General features: G+C 42.5%; 17 protein-coding genes. 2 read left to right on the top strand and 15 right to left on the bottom strand.

Translation table 11 applies throughout. From position 1 onward, the window contains the following. Positions 1-14: 14 nt before the first annotated feature. A complete protein-coding gene (locus tag FKX85_RS15300) occupies positions 15-1,190 on the top strand; it encodes a C40 family peptidase (protein WP_141615563.1) in 1,176 nt (391 codons plus the stop codon). 872 nt (positions 1,191-2,062) lie between these two features. On the opposite strand, the gene FKX85_RS15295 is transcribed toward FKX85_RS15300, so the two are convergent. From FKX85_RS15295 to FKX85_RS15260, 8 genes are all read right to left on the bottom strand, one after another. Continuing rightward, complete coding sequence (locus tag FKX85_RS15295; protein ID WP_141615562.1) at positions 2,063-3,244, bottom strand: THUMP domain-containing class I SAM-dependent RNA methyltransferase; 1,182 nt, start codon at positions 3,242-3,244, stop codon at positions 2,063-2,065. A 157-nt stretch (positions 3,245-3,401) separates the two neighbouring features. Continuing rightward, entirely contained in the window at positions 3,402-4,628 is a 1,227-nt protein-coding gene (locus tag FKX85_RS15290) for a glycoside hydrolase family protein (protein ID WP_141615561.1), read from the bottom strand. Positions 4,629-4,708: 80 nt separating this feature from the next. Next, positions 4,709-5,488, bottom strand: coding sequence for a 3-keto-disaccharide hydrolase (locus tag FKX85_RS15285; protein ID WP_141615560.1), 780 nt, complete (start codon positions 5,486-5,488; stop codon positions 4,709-4,711). A gap of 29 nt (positions 5,489-5,517) precedes the next feature. Next, positions 5,518-7,101, bottom strand: a complete 1,584-nt coding sequence (locus FKX85_RS15280) for a DUF4127 family protein (protein ID WP_141615559.1) — start codon at positions 7,099-7,101, stop codon at positions 5,518-5,520. A gap of 91 nt (positions 7,102-7,192) precedes the next feature. Beyond that, positions 7,193-8,407, bottom strand: coding sequence for an efflux RND transporter periplasmic adaptor subunit (locus FKX85_RS15275; RefSeq protein ID WP_141615558.1), 1,215 nt, complete (start codon positions 8,405-8,407; stop codon positions 7,193-7,195). Further along, on the bottom strand, positions 8,400-12,752 hold the full coding sequence (locus tag FKX85_RS15270; protein ID WP_141615557.1) for a CusA/CzcA family heavy metal efflux RND transporter: 4,353 nt from the start codon (positions 12,750-12,752) through the stop codon (positions 8,400-8,402). Before FKX85_RS15270 ends, FKX85_RS15275 begins: the two co-directional genes overlap by 8 nt. A gap of 266 nt (positions 12,753-13,018) precedes the next feature. Next, positions 13,019-13,360: a DUF6660 family protein gene (locus FKX85_RS15265; protein ID WP_141615556.1), complete on the bottom strand. Its 342-nt coding sequence runs from the start codon at positions 13,358-13,360 to the stop codon at positions 13,019-13,021. Positions 13,361-13,410: 50 nt separating this feature from the next. Then, on the bottom strand, positions 13,411-13,797 hold the full coding sequence (locus tag FKX85_RS15260; protein ID WP_141615555.1) for a response regulator: 387 nt from the start codon (positions 13,795-13,797) through the stop codon (positions 13,411-13,413). 805 nt (positions 13,798-14,602) lie between these two features. Here FKX85_RS15260 and FKX85_RS15255 point away from each other — a divergent pair. Then, positions 14,603-15,376, top strand: a complete 774-nt coding sequence (locus tag FKX85_RS15255; protein ID WP_141615554.1) for a glycerophosphodiester phosphodiesterase — start codon at positions 14,603-14,605, stop codon at positions 15,374-15,376. A 228-nt stretch (positions 15,377-15,604) separates the two neighbouring features. Here the strand turns inward: FKX85_RS15255 and FKX85_RS15250 are convergent, their stop codons facing one another. From FKX85_RS15250 to FKX85_RS15220, 7 genes are all read right to left on the bottom strand, one after another. Beyond that, positions 15,605-16,780, bottom strand: a complete 1,176-nt coding sequence (locus FKX85_RS15250; RefSeq protein ID WP_141615553.1) for a BamA/TamA family outer membrane protein — start codon at positions 16,778-16,780, stop codon at positions 15,605-15,607. A gap of 119 nt (positions 16,781-16,899) precedes the next feature. Continuing rightward, positions 16,900-18,612: an acyl-CoA dehydrogenase family protein gene (locus FKX85_RS15245; protein ID WP_141615552.1), complete on the bottom strand. Its 1,713-nt coding sequence runs from the start codon at positions 18,610-18,612 to the stop codon at positions 16,900-16,902. Positions 18,613-19,013: 401 nt separating this feature from the next. Beyond that, positions 19,014-20,309 carry a TRAP transporter large permease gene (locus FKX85_RS15240; protein ID WP_141615551.1) on the bottom strand — a complete coding sequence of 432 codons (1,296 nt, stop codon included), beginning with the start codon at positions 20,307-20,309 and terminating at the stop codon, positions 19,014-19,016. A gap of 2 nt (positions 20,310-20,311) precedes the next feature. Further along, the gene (locus FKX85_RS15235; RefSeq protein ID WP_141615550.1) at positions 20,312-20,806 is read right to left on the bottom strand and encodes a TRAP transporter small permease; all 495 of its coding nucleotides are present in this window, start codon (positions 20,804-20,806) and stop codon (positions 20,312-20,314) included. Next, the gene (locus FKX85_RS15230) at positions 20,799-21,806 is read right to left on the bottom strand and encodes a TRAP transporter substrate-binding protein (protein WP_141615549.1); all 1,008 of its coding nucleotides are present in this window, start codon (positions 21,804-21,806) and stop codon (positions 20,799-20,801) included. The genes FKX85_RS15235 and FKX85_RS15230 overlap by 8 nt, the downstream gene beginning before the upstream one ends. 3 nt (positions 21,807-21,809) lie before the next feature. Continuing rightward, positions 21,810-22,478, bottom strand: coding sequence for a bifunctional 4-hydroxy-2-oxoglutarate aldolase/2-dehydro-3-deoxy-phosphogluconate aldolase (locus FKX85_RS15225; protein ID WP_141615548.1), 669 nt, complete (start codon positions 22,476-22,478; stop codon positions 21,810-21,812). Positions 22,479-22,496: 18 nt separating this feature from the next. After that, on the bottom strand, positions 22,497-23,492 hold the full coding sequence (locus tag FKX85_RS15220; RefSeq protein ID WP_141615547.1) for a sugar kinase: 996 nt from the start codon (positions 23,490-23,492) through the stop codon (positions 22,497-22,499). Positions 23,493-23,752: the final 260 nt, after the last annotated feature.

Here is a 23,752-nt window from a genome sequence, read left to right as displayed (position 1 = left end):
AATACTTATCAAGGATGAAAAACGTAACGTTAACTTGGGTAGCCATACTCCTGATGGTACTGGGCTTATTCGCGAGCTGTCAGCCAATCAATAAAGAAACCACCTCAGTGGCGCCTCTAATAGATCGAGTGAAAGAAAGCTATGCACCGGACAAGCGCGTAGCATTATTTGACATCGAATACGTAAACGACACGTTAAAAGGTCAAACCAATTTGCCGCAGGCACTGGATGAATTGGCTGGAAAGCTGGACAGTGCGGGAGTCTCTTATACCAATGTGGTGGAAGTACTTCCAGAGAAGGCTCTGGCAGGCAAAACGCATGGAGTGGTGACCATTTCCGTGGCCAATATCCGAAGTGCTCCCAAGCACTCTGCGGAGTTGGCAACTCAAGCGACCATGGGCACACCGGTGAATGTCCTTAAGAAAGCTGGGAGTTGGTATTTAGTGCAAACACCTGACAGGTATATTTCATGGGTGGACGCTGCAGGAATAGAACTAATGGACCAAAAGGCCTATGACCTATGGGAAGGTAGTCCCAAGCTGGTCTTTACCGAGCTTTTGGGATATGTTTATGAAAGTGAAGATGAATCCATGATGGTCACAGATCTTACAGCTGGCAACTTGCTGAAATTCGTGGCAGAAAATAGAAATCACTATCAAGTTGCCTTGCCTGATGGCCGTCAAGGTTTTTTGGAAAAGGATTTGGCCATGCCATTTGAAGAGTGGATTAGCACCCGTTCTCTTAGTGACAATAACCTGATCAGTACAGCCAAAAACATGATGGGAATACCTTATCTCTGGGGAGGTACATCGATCAAAGGAGTCGACTGTAGTGGATTTACCAAAACCATTTATTTTCTTAATGGCCAGGTGATTCCACGAGATGCTTCGCAGCAGGTTCATGAAGGAGAGCTAGTAGATACAGAAAAAAATTGGGACAAATTAGCCGTAGGTGACCTGTTGTTTTTTGGTAGAAAAGCTACAGAAGATCGTCCAGAGCGAATCGTACACGTAGGAATGTGGATCGGAAACAATTCGTTTATTCATTCCAGGGGAAGGGTACGCATCAGCAGTTTTGACTCCAGTAGCCCCAATTACGATGAATATGAACTGGGAAGATATCTAAGAACAAAAAGAATCCGTCAAGTCCCTAGTGAGCACATCATTGAAGTAGCGAAGGCAATGAATTAATAAAAAAACAATAACTATTTCATTGGCTGCGTTATACATATAATCGGTAAAGAAATCGTTGCTTATCTTATTCAGCTAGAAAGTTGAATAGATTTTACCCTCTTCTATAATACGAAGAGGGTTTTTTCTTTTAACCCTGATAATTTGGAAATACATCGCCCCAAAAACCCAGGGTCAAGCGAAAAAGTTGGGGGGATTAGGGTTGGTTTCGATAGCACGCAGATGATGCAGATTAATAAGATCTGCGCTGATTTTTTTATACTGGAGCACGCATTACTTATTTTAATAGGATTTCTTTTTTGTTTTTTTGCCACAAAGATTCTAAGACCCAAAGCTGTTTGTTTTCCATGAAATTTGGAATCCGCCTACAAAACACTTCGTGTCTTGGCGACTTCGTGGCGACATACCAAATGAATATAAACCTTCTCCCGCCCCCAGAAATATTGCTTGATCCAAAAAAAGCCAAGAGTAAAGGGAAATGAGACATGAGAATAACGTCATAGCAAACGCAGAGCAACGGAGTGAAGCAATCTCATTCTCTTTAGACGAGACTGCCTGGAGCAGACAAACACAATTCGTTATGCATGGCTTCAGCTCTCGTTATAGCAAAATTCCATCTAGGGATGGATCAGCCATTACAACTATGCTTGACAATGAAATCTAATAATTAATCCGGTCAACTATAATCAGGGATATAAAAGACAGAAGCCAGTTATTTTGCAGTTAATTCATGATTCATCGCTGCGGGGTTTCCTCCATGGACGGACAGGTTTGGGTTACTTTTTTCACCTGTAGGAAAAAAGTAACAACGGTGATGAGGCCAAGGCCACACTGGAATTTGGCAAACAAAGTAAAAAGTTTCCCACAGTAAATCATGTAGAACCAAATTCCTTGTCCTTCTTGCCGCCACTGTACAGGTCAAACTTCAGAAGGCGACAATCTATCGTACCGTTAAAGAACTCAATTTTTCTACTGGGCCTTAAACCAACCCTCTTGCCAAGCTTAAGGTTGCCAGTAAAGATGTAACCGGTATAGCCTGAACAGTTCTGTTTCATAAAATCACCAATACGTTTATAGGTATTGACCAACTCTTCTTCCTCTCCTAGCCTTTCGCCGTATTCTGGGTTGAAGAAAACTACTCCATTTTCATATTTGGGAACGGTTGTCTCTGCAAAATCTACCACTTCGAAGGAAATGTGATCGATTACATTGGCCACTTTGGCATTTTCCTCCGCAGCATAGATGGCCCTTTCACTGATGTCGGAAGCCACGAATTTTCCCGTGATGTTATCGTTGATCTTGGACTTGAGCTGCTCTTTTAGCAAATCGTAAACCTCTTCCTTGTAGCCTTTGATATGCATAAAGGAATAATGTTCCCTAAAAAGTCCCGGGTAGCGATTGGTGGCCATAAGTGCAGCTTCGATGACCAATGTCCCTGCACCACACATAGGGTTAACGAAAGGCCCTTTTCTATCCCAATCACTGGCCAAGATGGTCGCAGCCGCTAGGTTTTCGACCATCGGTGCCATCCATGGAAGCTTGCGATAGCCTCTTTTGGAAAGGGTTTCACCCGAGGTATTGATAAACATGGAGGCCTGTGTTTCTTTCCAATATAACTGAAATACCGCACCGTCAAAATCAGCTCCGGTGTCTGGTCTTTTGCCTGTATTTTCACGAAAACGATCAACGATCGCATCCTTGACTTTTACATTTACAAAAAGTGGATTGTTCACACTTTCGTTTTCGACATGGCTGATTACAGAAAAATACGTGTCATTGTCAATATATTCTTCCCAAGGGATATTTTTTACGCGTCGGTAAATATCACGGGCATGGTGAAGATAAAAAGACTTGATTTCGAAAAGTACATGACTAGCCACTCTCAAATGCATATTTAGGTAAATGCACTCATTCATACTGGCATTAAGCTCTATACTGGTACGGTCTACCTTTAATGGCTTAAATCCATGTTCGATCAGTTCCTCCTCAAGATATGGGGCAAACCGATCCTTGCAGGTTACGATTACCCTCCCTTTTTGGTCAAAATTATTCATGGGACAAAAGTAACTTTTTTGCAGGAGTTTTTAGCCAATATTTACAGATATCAGCTGATAGGTTAATGCGTATTTCTGGTTCGATGGTGTTTTGTTGAGAATGAAAAAAAGAGCGAATATCACCATGAGCGCTCCGTCATTTATTTCTTGGTTAATACTATTCCTTATAAAAATAGCTTTTCAATAGAATTTGGACGTTAAAAGAGCTTCCATCTCTTTTTTCATTTAGTGGATTAAGTGAACAAGCGGCGTAAAGTACTTTCGGCAATCCATCTTCACCAATGAGAAATTGGGGTCTTTCCAGCCTGTTTACTTCCACTGTATGGCCGTTTTTTAGCTTAAGTGATAAAGGCATAAACATAGCATTATCAGGTTTTTCCCAGTGAATTCCATCTGAAGATTTCATCAGTGCCAAGCCTGGATCACCGCCTGTGATTTTCCCCGTAAAGTCTTTAAAAACAGTATAATAGAAACCACTGTCTTCATGGTACCAAACATAGGGATCTTCTGCTGAGGCCAATTTCCCATCATCATCCTTTACATCAAAAACAAACTCATCCCGTTGCCTAAAAGGGCCTGTCGGTGAATCACTGATTGCGACCCCATGTACTCCTCTCCAATTGGGAATATAAAGGTTTCCTTTGAAGTAAAGTAGATATCTGCCGTCTGCTCTCCTTTTCACGACTGCTGGATTTACGACGATTAAGTTATCTGGTTTGGCTTCAGTGCCTTTGGGTGAAGGATTCAGCACATTTTCATCTTTTACCCGTGTCCTCGGACTTAGCAAGGGATTTTCGGACCGAATGATATTTCCTTCAAGGAGGTCATCGATGCTATGGAAGGTAATCACGCCTATCTGCTGGCTTTGCTGGATAAGGTCTCGCCTGCTCAGCTCAGCTCCGGAACTTCCCCTTGGCTGTTCTCCGGGATAGGTGCTACCGGTATGATAAAGGTAATAGGTGCCATTGAATCGTTGAATGTGAGGGTTATGAACGGACTGACCGTCCCAAGCTTCTGGTCTTCTCTCCTTTCCTTGTCCCTGGACCACGGTTTTGACAAATTTAAACCCATGATCGGCATCATCAGAAACAGCATAGGCTATTTCTGATGCCGTCAACCAACCATCTGTAAATTTGTCCTGATCATCCCCGGAAGGCCAACGGCTATAAAACATATGGTACCTGCCATCTTCCCCTTTGATAACACTCCCTCCCCAGACGAAATAACCCTCATTATTTAATATAGAAGGCCCTTTTAAAATGGAACTGGAGCCATTCTCCACCACCACTGCGTCTATTGGTTGTGGCTCAATGATAAGTTGGGCTTTTGCTGAAGAGGTTAAAACCGAAAACAACAGTATACTGAGTACATATTTCTTGATCATATCAGGTCGTTTAATCCGCATTGTGGATTGGTATTTCGCTACAGCCTGTAGCGACTACTGTCGGGAAGGTTTATAGCATCCTAAAAATCAGTATCGGACTTATCTATATTAAGCGGCAGGATCCAAATGTTCCGATATAGCACATCGTGCCCCTCTGCTTGCAGTTTAATTCCACCAGCCCGATCGGTAATACCTTTTCCGCCATCATTGCCACCATCAAGCCCAGAGTTAGGACCACCCCAGACTTGCTGGATATATTCGTTCGCATGTATTTTCACACCATTAAAATACATGGTCATCAGTGCTTTTTCGATGAGTTTTCCCTCTTGGTCAAATCTAGCTGCTCGAAAAACAATATCATAGGCATTCCATTTGCCCAATCCATTATAAATTTCATAAGGAGCGGCTTTCTCATTGATAATGGCAGCCATCCCATGGGTGGTTGAGTCACCATCGAGTACCTGGATTTCATAACGGTTCTGAAGGTAAACTCCGCTATTCCCTCCTTCATGTTCAATCAAAAATTCGATATGTAATCTAAAATCATTGAATTTTTCTTTAGTCACAATATCGGCCGCACCATATTTTCCATTGGCAGCTGCCGGATCGTTGGTGTTTAGCGCGGTACTGCTAGATAATGGATCATCGACGATTTCCCACTTGATCGGTGGGACTGCTGCTAACCTTGGTCCCTCCCAATATTCCCATTTATTGTCAAGCATTTCCCTACTTCCATCAAAGAGCCACTTGGCAGTTGCTGGTTTTGCAGCCCCAACCCCTATACTTTGACCGAAAGTCAGTGAGCAAAGGGTTTGTAATGACAAGCCAACAAGAAGGGATAAAACAATGCGAATGTTCATGGTAAGTGGTTTAGTAGGTTTATAGAATGTTAAGGTATTAAAAATTCCTGATGATCCATTTCCTTACCTGATGATTTAGTCAGGTCAAAATCAATCAGCGCCTCGAAAGCCCTTTTCCAAGGCAACTCAAATTTCAAATGATGTGCTTGAAACTGATCGGTAAAATTATAGCGTATAATTCTCTCCAGGCATGGCTCTATGATATCCAAAGCAATATTGTCTGCCATTTCAAGTTTGTCGGCAGACAATATGGTGGCATTCGTATGTTTAGGGCCAAATGCCTGTTTCAAGGCCGCCCTTACTTCATTATTATAAACATAATCATTTACCATACGATGGATAGTAAACCAGTAATGGGCTGAAGAATTGCTTGAAGTCATTTTATCATGTGCTGCGGCCGTTTGGCGGGCGTGAAAGAGAAAACCCTGCGGCAATGCGGTACCCAATGTATTTCCTGCCGTATTCCAGGAGGCATAACCGTACAGTTTTGATAAAGTGCCCTTTTCTATCAATGCCTCAGAAAACACCTTTGCTCCTCCTTGTACATTTCCTATCGGATCAATGTCAGAAACAATCAACTTTTGGCCTTTTTTTATGGCCTGGATAATAGTTGTTATAAAGGATTTTGTTTCTTCCTCATTGTACCGGGAGGTGTAGACGTACCAATGAAGGTCAGGACTTGACCCTTGGTCAACCAAGTCTCCACCGGCACATTTCACCATTTTATTAACCGTTTCGCCAAGTATCTCATCTTCAAAAGGCATCACTTCATTTCGCATTGCTTCAGAAGAATAATGGACTTTGACAGTGGGGCTGAGGTGTTTTTGTCGATTGACAAAACGGCCAAGGAGCAACATGGCCACTTCATCGGTACCTGCTTGGATAGCCACCTTATCACTTAACTTGTAACTTTTCACTTGTTGGGCAAGGTGTTCTTTTTCAGTGACATGAAGTCCGGCAGGTTTGGCATCATCTTGTGAAAGCACGAGATAATCGATCAAACCATCGCTTGTCCATTCTATCATTTGGCGATTCACTTGATGATTTCGGTTTCTGGCCGCCAAATAATCAGCCGTCACAGCCTTTGGCAACCCACGCTCCAGCGCCGTCTTCTTTGCGGGGTCCACTGTGGCTGCCCATTTGGCCAGTTTCACCCTATGCTCTTCATTTGTACCATCAGCTGTGGGGGCCAATCGCATGATGACGCTTTGAACAAAAATAGGAATCAGGGGATTTTTCTCTTTTATAAATTTTATCAACTTTAATCTGGCCAATGCAGATTCTGAGTTTATGGCATACTTGCGACTTGCCACTAAACCACCATAGGCCAACATGTCTGCTACGAGAATAACACCACTCACATCTTCAATGGGCTGGCGCTTGATCCAAGAAGCCAAAGCATCAGTATTTCCTGCATCATGCAAGTTTCCCAATATTTCCTTGGGTGGAGTGATGATTTCCATATTGACAATTTCACCGAGTTTTATCGGAAACTGTAAACAGGGTGGCCGATCATCCAATGGAATGAGCAGCAATTTTTCCTTCACAGGATTCCCCAAAACATTCGTATTAGCTGCTAACAACAGAAAAATAAAAGTAAGGATTGATTTCATATGGGCAGATTAAGAAAATACCTTTGCCAAAATAAAGAAAAGCCACAAATTAAAAAATTGTGGCTTTTCTGTTTGTCCCCAAAAAAAGTACCTAGTGGTGATGACCTCCCTCACCTTTTTTGGTTTCTGCGACCAGGTAATACGCCTTGTTCATGACATATTTTTTGTTGGCATCTTCAGGGCTCATGAATTTAACGGAAACCCATCCATCATTTTGATTATCTAAGACGATTTCTGTTTTTTCAAAAAGCCACTCCTCTCCCTGTTTCTTTACGGAAAAGAGGTAATTACGATCTCCTTCCTTGGCTATTGCCTCTTCGGGTACTGCGGGCTGTTTGGTCTTATCAGTGATTACCTGGCCCCTGACATACATCCCTGGGATCAGCAGCCCCTTTTTATTCTCTATTTCTGCATGAATATGAACGGCCTTTGGCTTTGATTCGAAGGATTTCCCAACCGAATAAACCTCAGCCATCAACTCTTCTCCTGGTAAGGTCTCTACTGAAAAGCGAACTTTTTGTCCTACTTTTACTTTACTTACATCCTTCTCAAAAACCATCATATCAGCATGGATATGATGGATATTTACCACTTCAAACATCTCATATTCAGGCCCGACGTATTGTCCAGTCTTTATGTGAACTTCCTTGATATAGCCCGATATTGGACTTTTTACAGGAATTCGGTCGGTAATGACACCTTTCCGGATGGAAGTTGGATCTAAGCCCAGCAATCTCAATTGGCTTTCCTGTCCACTTATCGAAGCGCCCAAAGAAGCAAGTTCCGCGGCGGTTTTTTGCATATCCCGGCCAGAGCCGACCTCTTCTTCGTAGAGTGTGTTTTGCCGATTATACTCCTTCTGGAGGTAATCCATCTCATGCCAGCTTTGGCTATAATCCGACTGGATTTTGATCAATTGGGGATGGGAAAGGTGTGCCAGCGCTTGTCCTTTTTGTATTTTGTCCCCTTCTATGACGTTTATTTCCACGACATTTGCACCGATATAAGCCGTGACTGCCGCTTCGTTTTGAGGGGGTACTTCCAGTACACCATTTACTTCCACCAATCGAGCCATTGCTCGTGTACTTACCGTATCAATGGTGAGTTGAAGTGCTTCTACCTGTTGGTTAGAGAGGTGTAAGCCTTCCTCATGCTTCTCCTCTTCATCGCTATGGTCAGTTATCTTTTCCTCATCATTACAAGCGGTAATGGAGAGTAATGTGATCATCGCAACAGCCCCTACTATCCAGCGGAGTGTATACAGTGCTTGATTGCTTTTTGTTTGTGATATATGGGTATTATTCATCTTGATTGCTGATTGAACGATTAAAATATTCTAGTTCTATTTTACTAATGAGATAAGATTTTAGTGTCTCCTGCGCATTCTGCTCAATGCTTAATGCATCATTGATATTTTGCAGAAATGCCACATAGTCTATGGCTCCCTGTTGATAGGCCAATAATGCACCTCTCTCCTGCTCTTCAGCAAGTGGAAGAGCCTCTGATTCGTAATACGAAAAGGCATTTTTCCATTTCAGGTATTTTTCCCAAGCTGTCTGATGCGCCACATTAAATTCCATTTTCGTTTGATCCAAGTTGCTATTTGCTTGCCTGGCTTCCAGCTTTGCCGCACGGACATCTGCTTGGTTTTGGTGGAATGCTAATGGAATACTAATGCCCAGTTGGAATGTAGTATATCCTGTAACGCCCTGGACTTCCTGAATCCCATATTGGGCATAGAGCTTTGGTAAAAAGCCGGCTCGTGCTGTTCTAACTCCCTGCTTTGCCAATTCTTGCTGTTGCCTTGCCATTAATATTTGGGGATGGTTTTCCATGATACTTGATTCTTGACTAAGGGTCAAGAGCTGCTTCCGATCATTTACCTGAATGGTAAATAGCGTATCACTGACCAGCCACAGGTTTAGTCTTTTAAGGCTAATTTGAAAGTCTCGATAGCCTTGCTCCTTCTGAATGGTAATCTGCTTGGTTTTATTCTGGGCACTAAGCCACTCCAACTTACTTGTTGCTTCTGTCTCATATCGGATCCGAGCCGCTCGTTCAAAATTGGCATACAAAGAATCCATTTTTTCCAGTAGCATATAACGTTGCTTGGCACTATATGCTTGCGCAAAAGCAAGGCTTACCTCTTTCGTCAGTTCAGCTTCCGACAGATCCAAGGATGCTTCCGCGAGTCCAATTTTTTTCTGCTGGTATTTGGTCTTGGCCGGTATGCCAAAAACATCTATTTGCTGCTGCTGGATGCCAATGGTCGTGTATACGCCAAGGTCGTCCTTGATTTCTTCTCCGCCTGTATAGAGCTGTGTATTTCCGATGTCCCACGCTTTCTTTTTTAGCACCGTCTGTTTGTCGATTTCCAATTGGGCATTTTGTATCATGGGATACCGCTCATTGGCCCGGGCAATCGCCTCATCCAATGTGATGGGTTGACTAATCTGTGGATTTTGCGCCTTAACACTGGTGGAACCCAAAAGTCCCAACGTAAATATTAACAGCATCATCCCGGTTTTGGGTGTCATCATTTTGGTTTTGGTATTTTCCATCCATTGGTAAAGTATGGGTAAAAGGAATAAGGTAAGCAAGGTAGAGGTAATCAGGCCACCAATTACCACGGTGGCTAATGGCCGCTGCACTTCCGCCCCGGAAGAAGCAGAAATGGACATAGGCAAAAAACCCAGAATATCGGTAAGTGCGGTCAGAAGAATCGGCCTGATTCGCCTTTTGGTACCAGCTTTTATCCGTTCTACCAGCGATAGGTTACTTTCTGATTTGAGCTCATTGAGTCCATTGATCAGCACTAGGCCATTCAGCACAGCTACACCGAACAAAACGATAAAGCCCACTCCAGCGGAAATGCTGAAGGGCATTCCTCTTAACCACAGCGAGAAGATACCGCCAATGGCCGCCAGAGGAATGGCCATATAGATCATCAGTGTTTGCCTCACGGACTTTAGCGCAAAGAAGATCAAAATGAAGATACTCGCCAATGCCGCAGGCACCACCAGCTGAAGGCGTTTAGAGGCCCTTTCTAGATTTTCAAAGGCTCCCCCATAGCGGATATAATATCCCGGAGGAAGGTCCAAGGAACTTGTTAGCTTTTCCTGGATTTCGCTCACCAGTGATTCGATGTCCCTCCCGCGGACATTGATCCCGACGTACGTTCGTCGGTTGGTATTGTCCCGACTGATCTGCATAGGGCCTGGTTTATAGCTGATTTCGGCCACTTCTTTGAGCGGAATCTGATGTTCATCAGAAATATTGACATACAGGTTCTTGATATCGTCTATGCTCCTTCTGTTCGAAGAGTCCAACCTGATCACCAAATCAAAGCGCTTTTCCCCTTCAAAAATGGCTCCTGCACTTTTTCCGGCAAAGGCCGTCTGGACCACCGTATTGAGCGTAGAAATATCCAGGTCATATTGAGCCAGTTTATCACGGTTGTAGTGGACGGTCATTTGGGGCAAGCCAGTGGTCGCTTCTACCCGTAGATCGGCCACACCATCTATTCCACCGATCAACTGCCCTATCTCATTGGCTTTGGCAGCTAAGATTTCTAAGTCTTCACCAAACAACTTAATCGCAATATCTTCCCTCACGCCCGTCAGCAGCTCATTGAACCGCATTTCGATAGGCTGGGTAAATTCGTAATTGACTCCAGGAAGTACGCTGATTTTGTCCTTTATTTTTTCAATGAGCTCCTCTTTTGATGTGGCGGATACCCATTGGTCTTTTGGTTTTAAAATCACAAAACAATCTCCCAAGTCCATGGGCATCGGATCGGTGGGCACATCGGCTACTCCAAAACGGCTCATCACCTGTTCCACCTCTGGGAAATTGTCAAGAATGATCTGTTCTACTTGCGTGGAAGTGGCCACCGACTCAGAAAGTGAGCTACCGGGCGAAAGAATAATATGAAAAGCAATATCTCCCTCATCCAATTGAGGAATGAATTCGCCTCCCATATTTCTGAAAATTAAAAATGCCGCGCCAAATAATACAATGGCCATTCCTACGATCCATTTGCCTCGCTTCAATGCCCGCTCCAACAATGGAACATATTTATCTTCCAACCAAATGACCACTCGGTCTCCCCAGCTTTTACGGTTGTCTTTACGCACTCGGATGAAGAGCGCGGCCATCATGGGCACATAGGTAAGGCAAAGCAACATGGCTCCAAGCATTGCAAAAATAAAGGTCAATGCCATCGGCTGAAACATTTTACCTTCCACCCCTTCTAGTGCCAAAATCGGCAGAAAGACGATCAAAATGATCAACTGACCAAAAAAGGCTGAGTTCATCATGTTTTTGGAAGCTTCTGCCGCTTGCTGATCACGATCTTTTTGGTGGATGGCTTTAGTGGCCTTGACTTTTTGGTGCAAATAAAACACAGTACTTTCCACGATAATGACAGCCCCATCTACAATAATCCCAAAATCTATCGCACCCAAACTCATGAGATTTGCCCAAACATCAAAGGCATTCATCAGGATAAACGCAAACAGCAAACTCAATGGAATGGTAGAGGCTACAATCAGCCCTCCCCGCCAGTTGCCAAGCAGCAATACCAACACGAAAATCACAATAAGGCCACCTTCCAATAGATTGGTGGTAACGGTATCGGTCGTTTTTTCGACGAGGTCACTTCTATCCAAAAACGGCTTTATACTTACCCCTTCGGGGAGACTAAGCTGAATCTGCTCGATCCGCCCTTTCACAGCTTCAATTACTTTATCGGAATTCGCTCCCTTTAGCATCAGGATCATTCCCCCAACCGCTTCACCATTGCCATTCTTGGTAAATGCCCCATAGCGTACCGCATGTCCATACCTCACATCTGCTACGTCTTTTACTTTGATGGGGATACCGCTGCGATTGGTTACGATGATATTTCGGATTTCATCCAAGCTTCTGACCAAGCCTTCACCACGGATAAAATTAGCTTGATGGTTTCGTTCGATATAGGCACCACCTGTGTTTTGATTGTTTTGTTCTAAAGCAGTGTATATGTCGCTTATGCTGATACCAATAGCCCTCAAATCATCAGGGTTTACGGCTACTTCATATTGCTTTATTTTACCGCCAAAAGCATTCACTTCCACCACACCGGGCACCATGGCCATCTGCCGTTTGATGATCCAATCCTGCATGGTCCGGAGTTGGGTGATAGTATATTGGTCACGATAGGTACTGTCGACTTCCAGCGTATATTGATAAATTTCTCCCAGGCCAGTACTAATCGGGCCCATACTGGGTTTGCCAAAACCTTCCGGGATTTCGTCACGGACTTCACTGAGCTTTTCAGACACCAACTGCCTGGGCAAGTATGTGCCCTGATCATCCTCAAAGACAATAGTCACTACTGACAGGCCAAACCGGGAAACGGACCTGACTTCCTTCACCCCGGGTAGGTTTGCCATGACCAGTTCTACTGGATAAGTGACAAACTGCTCAATATCTTCTGTCCCTAAGTTAGGAGCTTGGGTGATGACTTGCACCTGGTTGTTGGTAATGTCAGGTACCGCATCTACTGGTACTTGCAGCATACTCCAGATACCAAGCCCTATCAAGGCTAAGGTAAACAGTCCGATAATGAGCTTATTTTTAATAGAAAATGTAATAAGCTTATTGATCATTATTTTGATGTTTTGGGTTTGTAACAGGCAAAAATGAAGACAAAATACTCCATTAGCCTGTTTCTAATCTTAATTGGATAAATGAGGATTTACACACTTATGGGGTGTACTATAGCTGGCGCTAAAGCGAAGGACGACCATTCAAGCCGTTTTACAGCAGTACTGGCCTTCGCTTTACCAAGACACGAAAAGTCAACATCAACAATCCCTCCTTGACGTTCTTTTTCATGCCATCTGATTTGGAAAAATCTGTATTGGCTTCCAGCTTATCCTAAATGGGTAAGGGGGGAAAAACGTTTGGGTGGTTTTAAAAAATCAAAAGAATGTATTCCTTTAAAATCATTAAAATGTGAGGAATGTATCGATGTAAATTGATTCATAAAGTTCACTTGTGGCTTATCGGTTACCACATAATGAATATGACAACAATGGCAGACACATAATGGAGAGCAATAGTCAGCATCGGAGCCATGAGAATGGTGATCTTCCAATGCCACCACCACAGTATCCTGATTATCAGAAACTACAGCACTGTGTTCATCGGCACAAGGAAGAACCACCAGTATCAACAAGTAATAACTCAATATGACTTGAATGATTTTCATCATGTCCAAAGTTACCAAATTAAGTCATGCAATAGGTTTGCATGATCGATTTTTTATGGTGCCGATAAGTCGTTTTCGGGCGAAATTAATATTTCACTTACTTTTTGAACCAAATCTTTTGCCCTGAAGGGCTTTGTTAGAATGATTATGTTCTGAATTTCCCTGATCTCCTCCTCAAAATTTACCTGAGAATAAACATCAGAAATAAACATCACCGGAATTTGATGATACCTACGCATAAAATTCACCGTCGCCGGCCCAGAAGTTTTCTGCTCTAAAAACACACCAATAATAAATAAATCCGGATAAAATTTATTTAAAGCATCATTCAAATCACTCACTTCATCAATTTCCATAAGTTCATGGCCTTCCATCTGAAGGATTTCCCGGATATTATCAGATAGATTTTCATCCGTCTCCAGGATCAATATTTTAGACATACATTTTAAGTTAGGGTGATTAACTGTCAATATTCAATGATTATTTAGGGTTAATCAGAAAGCTTGAGGATAGAATTTTTTGGGGGTGGGTGATTAATATTCAACACTCAAATGTTTCAGGATTAACTGCTCTATTTAATAATCAAAGCTTTCAATTTACGAAACAAAAAACAATTTGGATTTTATTAATGCAATAAAATGTCTTTAATGAAGTATAGAAAGCGGAGAAGTTATCTTATTGTTAGGCATTTTAAGGGTAGGTGATATTTAAAAATGGCTCCGCTAAATAAGATTATATGTGTATTCGCAATATTGCACGTAACCAAATTCAATACTGTTTTTGCTATATTAATCTTTCCTACTTTTTATTCAGGTATTGGACTGACTTTCAGAGAGCTTCATGAATGCTTCGCATTTCCATTGATAAAAAAGTATGCAAAAAATCTAGGCCATGGAGCCTCCTTCAAATTGAGTGAATTTGGTATTCCGATTCCAATTTCGTTTGGCTCAATTTGATTTTGCGCCAGCTGCCGTGGGCTAAAAATGAGTGGATCTCGCTTGTCCACTGCGCGAGCTAACTCATTTTTTTACGCCCCCATCAACTGTCCCAATCCAGGTCGGCCGGGACCAAAGGCCAAAGAATGGATTACCCATGAATATTTCGTTTCTCTGAAGCTACGTGCAAAGTTCCGGATGGTCAAATAAGATTATGTTTGTATTAAATGTTTTTTAAATGAATTTATAACTTCAAATTTTAACTAGATTTACTTTAAAATATTGTTAATATTAAGATATGAAGTCATCGATGAAAACGCTAATTACCACTGTTTTTCTTTTCTCTTTACTTATGTCCTGTTCATCAAAAATGGATTTTCATCAAAATAAAATCATCGCACACCGTGGTGCCTGGAAAAATCTCGATCTTCCCCAAAATTCCCTGGCTTCACTTGAGAGGGCAGTGGAGTTAGGATGTGAAGGTTCAGAGTTTGACGTCTGGATGACGGCTGACAGTGTGCTGGTGGTAAATCACGATGCTGATTTTGAAGGAATGATTATTGAAGAATCTACATATGAGCAGCTTCTTACCAAAAAACATAAGAATGGTGAAAAGATTGCTACGGTCGAAGAATACCTCAATAAAGGCATGCAACAAACTTCCACCAAGTTGATCTTTGAGATAAAACCTTCAAAAATTAGTACGGAAAGAAGTGAGTATATCGCAGAAAAGTCCGTAAAAACGGTGCAGCAACTTAACGCGGAAAAATGGGTCGATTATATCACGTTTAGCTATGAGGGGGGCCTTCGTGCGATAGCCCTTGATCCTACTGCCAATGTAGCCTACCTAAATGGGGACAAATCCCCTTCAGAACTTAAGGAGGCTGGATTTTTTGGTTTTGATTACAATATCAAACTTCTGCGCCAAAAGCCAGAATGGATTAAAGAAGCGCAAAACCTGGGATTGACCGTAAATGCCTGGACTGTTAATAAAAGAGAAGACATGCAGTGGCTGCTAGAACAAAATGTAGACTTCATCACCACCGATGAACCGGAAATCCTCTTCAAACTGATCAATGAATAGCCTTTATCCTTGGCAGGGACAGTGGTCAATCGGCTCCACCAACGATAAGAATGAAAGATGTATCCGCTTGTCTTCCTTGACTAAACGGCATGTAAAGACAGCTTTAATCCAAAATCAATGCCGTTTAGTTACCGTATGTCCCCGATAGTCATGCGGGACAGGCTATTATTGGTCGGAATAACAGCCTTGTTACTGTCTACTCTTATCTAAACGGCATTAAATGCGGGTTTAAAAAGCTTCGCCAATATAAATGTAAAACCCATGCCCTTCCTGGGTAAAGGCGGCATCAATCCGTGTATAAATGTCTTTAGAAGGAAACAACAGAAACCGTAGTCCAGCACCTGCAGACCACACCATTTTATCCAGTGAAAGATTACTGAAGTCATCAAAGACGGTACCCGTTCCTCCGAAAACAGCCGCTCCAATCCGTTTGGAAAACCCTAAAGGTAAAGGAAGAAAGCGTAATTCCACTTGGGTGCTTAGGTAATTATTGTCACGATAGCGGCCATAATAGTATCCCCTCATCATACTTTCACCGCCCAGCGCACTCATCATATTAAAAGGAACATTTCCTGTATTGAACTGTCCAAATAATTGGGCAGCAAGGACATTATTCTTGCTGATGGGCCGGTAGATCCTATTATCAGTGATTATCGTAGCAAATTCATACTTACCAGCCCAAAAAGGAGCATACTTGATATACGCCAATTCTGAAAATAATCCATCGCGGACATTGAGCACATTATGCCTGTTGTCATAGACCAGACCGACACCAAGTCCTACATTGGTAGAGCCTTCTGCTCCTACAGGATAATCGATGTCTCCTCCCTCTTCTTTCGGTTCAAATTCCACTGCTCCGAAATTATTAAAGTCCAGCTCCACTCCCAGGTAAAAGTTCTTCTTCATCTTACGAAGGACACGTTCCTTGATCAATACTTGGCGAGAATCTACCACCGCCATATATTCCTCCGGTGTGTCGGGACCTATTCCGTAATAGTACATTGGAAAGCGCTGAAAGCGGAGTTTACCTAAAAAGAACCAATCTTCCTTATCACTATAGATCGCATGATCAAACCATAACCCATATTGCCCTTCCAGGGTAAAGAATGTGAACCCATTGATCTCACTTAACCGATTGGATGTATCTCTTTTAGCATAAAACACATACAATGAACTCAGCCCAATTTCCCAGCTTGTCTCAGGTGCATAAGCCAATGTAGGATAAAATAAAAACCTAGGTTGAGCCACATCACTGGTGTCGTTGATCAGTCCATTGATATACCGGTGAATTAAGCCTCTTTTTTGAATTTGCTTGGTAGTCTTCAGGCTTTCATTTTCCTGTGCTTCCGCTATTTCAGCATTAAAACTCCAAACCAAAAATAAAATCAGAATGTTTCTCTTCATCCAAATGTGATAAAACGTTGGGATATTAACGCACCAATGGCCATTGTGGTTTATAAAAGTGACAAAATACTTTTCAGATAAAATTCACCCAATTATTACCGCTTGAAAAATGGCCATTGTCAAAAGCCCCAAGCGATCATCCTAATGATCTCCTCGGTACTAATAGGGGATTTTACCAGGTCTTTCTTATCCGCGACTTGCTGTCTCAGCCAATGAATGCAGGGCTTTATCCAAGAGGCACTTTCCCTGTCTTCTTGATTAATGAGCATGCCTAATTGGATATAACGAGTAATCTTTTCAAAAATCTCCTTTGCATTATATTCCGCGGTATCCCTATCTACCACTTCAAGGGTATCGAGTTGGCCAAGTACATAATTGAAATTTGCCATTTCTTTTTCCATACCGGTTTTTTTGCCCAAAGCTTCTTTGGTTTGGCGGACAAGTCTTTCCAGCCCCTCTCCTTTCACACTAGCCCTTAGCGTGTCCAAGACCATCATATTGCTGGTTCCTTCCCAAATAGGTAACACAAGGCTATCGCGCATAAATTTTGGCACTACCCCTTCTTCCATATAGCCCAATCCCCCCATCAATTCCATGCATTCCCGAATACCATATACACATGTTTCGGCAGTTTGCTTTTTCACTATGGGAATAAGGAAACGTAGCATATCTTTATATTCTTCCTGTCCAGCCTCCAACTTATCCAACATGGCAATCGTTTTCCACGTCAGGTAAAAATCAGCCACATAGCGAGAAGCCAATTCATATAACTTATTCCGGACCAGCGCATGCTCTAATGTCCGCTTTCCAAATGTCTGTCTATAGCACAAAAATTGGTACGCCTCGATCAGGCATCTCCGGAATCCAGCAATGGAAATGACACCATTCCATAGACGGGAGAGGTTGATCATTTCGGTCATGATCTTAAACCCTTCACCTTCTTTGCCGATGATGGTGGCCTTGGTGTCCTTAAAAATGATCTCTGCTGTTGCCATGGACCTGACGCCCATTTTGTCCTTCAGCCTAACGTATTCCATGGTACTTTCATTCCCCTCAGATGGGGTGTTTTCTACCAAGAAAAGAGATAATCCTGGAGTCCCTTTAATGGCAGCATCCGTTCTGGCCAGAACCAATTTCATTTCTGCAGAAGCATTGCTGCAAAACCACTTTTCACCAGTAAGTAGATAAGCAGAATCGCCGACTTTATTTGCCAATACTCTGTTTGCACCCACATCGGACCCTCCTACCTTTTCGGTCATAAACATGGCTCCGGTAAAAAAATGCTCAATATCCCTGGTATAAATGTGCTCGATCAATCGCTTACTGTGTCTCGGAGATAGATATTTATCAAGGATAGTGGCAACACCATCGGTCATGCATAGCGGACAGGACACTCCGCTCTCTCCCATACCATAAATAAAAGCCAAGCTAAATCCCATCCGGTGAATTTGATTTTTATACTCCATCCGATATTTAGGATGCCATTTTACGCTAAGGATACCTGCATCTACAGCGATTTTAAGTAGTGTCTTATAAGCTGGGTGATAGACGATTTTTTGGATATCCCGGCCAAAAAGATCTCTTTTGATCAGTTTTGGAGGATTTTTATCTGCTGTCAGCGAAAGCTCGTCCATATCCGAAGCCGCACATTTGCCCAATCTGCTTAGCCCTGCTTGAATAAATGACCAAACCTCTGATGAAAACTCCTTTTGCAAAAAATGAACGAGGATCTTATCGCTTACAAAAAAATTCTTGCTGGGAGTGAAGTTATCATCTACCACTTTGTTTGATGGAAATTCATTTTCTTGTGAAAAGCTCAATGCATCGTGCATAATACAAAAATTAGGGGGTAATCAAATAACCTAATGAGACTGAAGATCAATAATTGACGCGTAAATAGTAGTCGGTAACAGTTTAAATAAGCTAGTGTCCTTTTACAATCTAACGATTTTAAAATACTAACGTTTTATTTTGAGTAATAAATGACAATTAGTAGCGCTAGTAAAAAATCTAATTGCTCACGTTCTTTGTCGTAAAACAAACTATATGTATGCTAGAAAGAATTCTTATTGACAGTACTAAAAAATGTACCTGCAGGTGAAACCCACTAGATGGTGCTGCCTTCATAAACTACAAAAAGACCATTTGGGTTTCCGACTATTCGAAAACCCAAATGGTCTTAATGATTTCCAATACCAGTCGATACAACTGGAATTTAATTTTAGATTCGGGTTTAAAGTCCAAAGAGACTTGGCAGCCAAAGGGTCATTTGTGGCCAAATGGTAATGATGGCCAAGCCTATGATCATTGCGATAAAGAACGGAAGCAAAGGTTTGACCACTTGGGCAATGGAAGTTTTGGCTACTCCTACCCCAATAAAGAGCACCGATCCCACAGGTGGTGTACATAGCCCAATACAAAGGTTCAGTACCATGATGATACCAAAGTGCACAGGGTCAATGCCCAGTTCGGTTACCACAGGCAAGAATATCGGCGTAAAAATCAGTACAGCAGGTGTCATATCCATAAATATTCCCACAAACAAGAGGATAACATTTATGATAATAAGGATTACAAACTTGTTATCACTTAATGACAACAGCACAGCACTGATGGACTGGGGAATATCTTCGCTGGACATCACCCAAGACATGGCCATAGAAGTAGCGATCAACATCGCCACGACGGCTGTCGTTGCGGAAGATTTAAGCAAAATGGCCGGTAAATCTTTTACTTTCAGTTCTCCATAAAAAAAGGAAAGCCCCAGCGTGTACAGGACCGCTATGGCAGATGCTTCTGTGGCGGTAAATACCCCCATCACGATTCCTCCAATCACAATCACCAATAAAGTCAAACTAGGTGCAGCAGAAAAGAATACCCTACCGAGTTCTTTAAAAGAAGTCCGCTCACCTGCAGGCAACTTATGCTTCCTGATGAAGTATCCTGCCGTCAACATCAAAAGCAGCCCCATAAAAAGCCCAGGAATATATCCTGCTATGAAAAGCGCTGCAATAGAAACCCCGCCACTGGCCAAGGAATATACAATCAAAACATTTGAAGGCGGAATCACCAGGCCTGTGGTAGACGAGGTTACATTCACCGCTACACCCAGCTCTTTAGGGTATCCTTCATCATCCATTCTTTTTCCCAGGATACCTCCCAGGGCAGACGCAGCCGCAACGGCCGATCCGGCGATGGCACCGAAAAGCATGGCCGCAATAACATTTACATAAAGCAAACCTCCAGGGAGTCTTCCGGTAAGTGCTTTGGCGAGATTTATTAGCCTATTGGCAATACCTCCTTTGTTCATTATCTCTCCTGCCAAAATGAAGAAGGGAATCGCTAACAGGGAAAAACTATTTAAGCCTGCCCCCATTCGTTGGGCGATCGTTGTCATGGATGGCACTGCAGCTACTGTCACCATCAATGTCAACAGACTGGAAAAACCAAGGCTCCATGCCACCGGAACGCCCAATCCCATCAGGGTTATAAAACTTAGTACTAATATGATTATAGTAATGTATTCCATGATTATGATTTTGGGTTTTGTTGAAGAAGGAGTTTGATATCAGCCAATTGGTAAATCAGGATCAAGGCTCCACTGATAGGTATAATGGTATACACATATGCCAAAGGTATCTGTAAAGTGGTGGATTTTTGACCAAGCATATATGTGATATACACCAAATTGCTGCCACCAAAAATCATAACTGGAACAGAAAAGGCAATGATGATAAAATGGATAAAGATCATCAGGTTGTTCTTGGCCTTACCGGTAAGCTTAGAAGGCAATATATCGATGGCCAAATGTTCATTATGTCCAGCAACATATGCAGCACCCAACATTCCCAGCCAGATCAATAAAAACCTTGCCAATTCGTCTGTAAAAGAACTTGGCGATTGAAAGACATATCGGGATAGCACCTGCCATGTCACATTAATTACCATAAGGGCCATGATGAGCATTAGTGCAAATCCTACATTATGGTTTATACGATTCTTGAGAGAGTTACTTTGGTTATTCATGGTTCCTAATCTTTTCTATGATCTCGTACATTTCTGGCTGCGTTTGCTTGATCTGCTCATACATAGGCTCCACGGCCTTTCTGAAGGGCTCCTTGTCTGGACGTGTAATGGTAACACCTTCCGCTTCCAAGATCCTCATACTTTCTTCCTCTGCCTCCGCCCATATCTTGTACTGGAATGTAGCCGACTCATCTGCAGCCTCCTGAAGCCAGTTTTGCTCTTGTTCAGTAAGCCCGTCCCATACTTTTGTGCTGACGATCAGCATGTCCGGAACCGCCGTATGCTCATCCAATGAGTAGAACTTACAGATTTCATAGTGCCTGGAACTTATCACACTGGGTGGATTGTTCTCCGCACCGTCCACGATTCCCTGCTGAAGGGCCGTATAAAGCTCTCCCCAGGAAACTGGCGTAGGTGATCCTCCAAAGCTATTGACCATGTTAATGGCCGTATTGCTTTCCATTACCCTGATTTTCTTTCCTATCAAATCTTCGGGGGATTCCACTGGTTTGTCTTTGGTATAAAAGCTTCTGGAGCCGGCATCATAGAAACACAAGCCCTTCAGCCAAAATTGGGTACCTTCATTTAACAGCATCTTACCGATTTCTCCATTTAGCACACGCTCGCGATGCTCACTGTCCTTGAAAAGATAAGGCTGGCTCAGTACCTGGATCTTTGGAGCAAAACTCTCCATTACCGCAGAAGACACTTTGGTCATACCGAGACTTCCGATCTGTAACAGTTCCACCAATTCCCTTTCATTGCCCAACTGGGCATTGGGATATACCTTCATGGTTAATTTACCGTTTGATTTCTCATCCAATCTTTCTGCCATATAAAGCATGGCTTCATGCACTGGGTGCTTGGTATCCAGGCCATGACCTAATTTGATCACCTTCTTTTCATCAGAACCTTTACATGAAAATAAAAGTATCAAAACACTGAATACCAGCAAACTAACAATGTAATTGGGTCTATGATAATTGATTAACTTCTTCATGTATTATGGAGTATTTCTAATAACTTGAATAGTATCCAATGCATCCGAAATTTGTTTTTCGAGTGCATCAAACTTCTTTTGTTTGATCCAATCTTTTTTAAACAGCTGAGACCCCATACCCACGCAGGTAACTCCCGCCTTGAACCATTGGCTTAGGTTTTCTTCAGTAGGCTCTACCCCTCCTGTAGGCATGATTTTAAGGGAAGGAAGCACGGCTTTTACTGCAGAAATAAACGATGGGCCAAGCACATTGCCAGGAAATGCTTTGATGACTTGAGCACCCATCTCGCGTGCGTTAAAAATTTCCGTAACTGTGCCACAGCCTGGAATCCAGAGGGTATCGTTTCTTGTAGAAGTCACAGCCACATTAGGTATAAGGGCCGGTGAAACAATAAAATCAGCACCGGCCTCGATAAAGTCTTCTACCTCTTTTGGGGTGAAAATGGTCCCAATACCGAGGATAAGGCCCTTGTGTCTACTGGAATAGGCTTTTAGCTCCCGAAAAACCTCCAGGGCATTTTCGCCTCTGTTTGTAAATTCAAAAACACGTACGCCGCCATTGTAAGAGGCGTCCAATACATTCTTGGCTACTTCCAGATCACTGTGGTTGAAAACGGGGATCATCCCTGTTTTTTCCATTGTTTCAATGATCTCACTATTGCTAAACTTCATATGATATTAACTGATTAACTATCTTAATAATTTTCCTACATTTTCACCTTTCACCAATTGGGCCACTTCGTCCACTGAAACAAAATTGGCATCTCCTGGAATGGAATGCTTTAATACAGAAGCCGCCACAGCAAACTCCAGTGCCTCTTGGTCTGCGCCTTCCAGCAATCCATAGATAAGCCCAGCCATATAGGCATCGCCACCACCTACGCGATCCACGATATGCGTCATGTCATAGCTTTTGCTTTCTAAAAGTTCCTTGCCATTCCAGATTACCCCCGAAAGGCCGTTATGGCTGGCACTAATGCTTTTTCGATAAGTAGTCGAAATGTATTGAATGGAAGGGCATTTTTCCTGTGCCTTTTTACAAGCAGTAGTATAATCTGTCTCGTGGATGTCCATACAGTTTTCAAAGTCCGTTAACCCGGCAATGATCAAATTGGTTTTGGCGATCAGATCTGGCATGATGTCCAGCGGTTGTTTGCCATACTGCCAAAGGTTTCTACGGTAATTGATGTCGCCACTTATTTTGACTCCAAGTTCACTTGCTGCATTAACCGCTGCTTCGCATATCCTTGCAGCAGAAGCAGATATAGCAGGGGTAATTCCTGTCCAGTGAAACCAATCCGCTCCTTCAAAGACTCTTTTCCAGTCAATGAAGCTGCCATCAAAATTGGCAAATACGGAATCAAAACGGTCATAAATAATTTTGGAAGATCGCTGCATAGCTCCATTTTCCACAAAATACAGCCCCATTCTTCCTTCCTCAAAAAACACATACTGTGTATCCAGCCCTGCAAATCGCAAGTACTGAAGGGCTGCTTTGCCGATATCGCTCTTAGGGAATGCCGTCACGTGTGCTGTGGATACGCCCCAATTGGCGAGCGAAATTGCCACGTTGGCCTCTGCTCCGCCATATACGATATTATAATTATTACTACTAACAAATCTTTCGTGGCCCGGAGTAGAGAGTCTCATCATGATTTCTCCGAGTGTGATTACTCGTTTATTCATTTAACGCTTATTAGTTGCTTGGTTATAATATGGTTACTCTAATTCTAAATTTCTCAGAAATTAAAAGCATCTTGTATCTGTTTAAAGCATGCTTTCATTTTCATTTACCGAATTAAGCCCAAATAAATTTCCAAAAAAAATTTTACAGATCATTTTCAGATGAACACTTAAATTTTTTCTTCCTATTACATTACCCGACTGGCATTTCATTAGACAAAGTGGGCCAAAACCGATTAAAACATTTTACCAGAAGAAAAAAA

It is taken from the genome of Echinicola soli (assembly GCF_006575665.1).
Lineage (GTDB): Bacteria > Bacteroidota > Bacteroidia > Cytophagales > Cyclobacteriaceae > Echinicola > Echinicola soli.
This window is presented reverse-complemented; position numbering and strand designations above follow the sequence as displayed.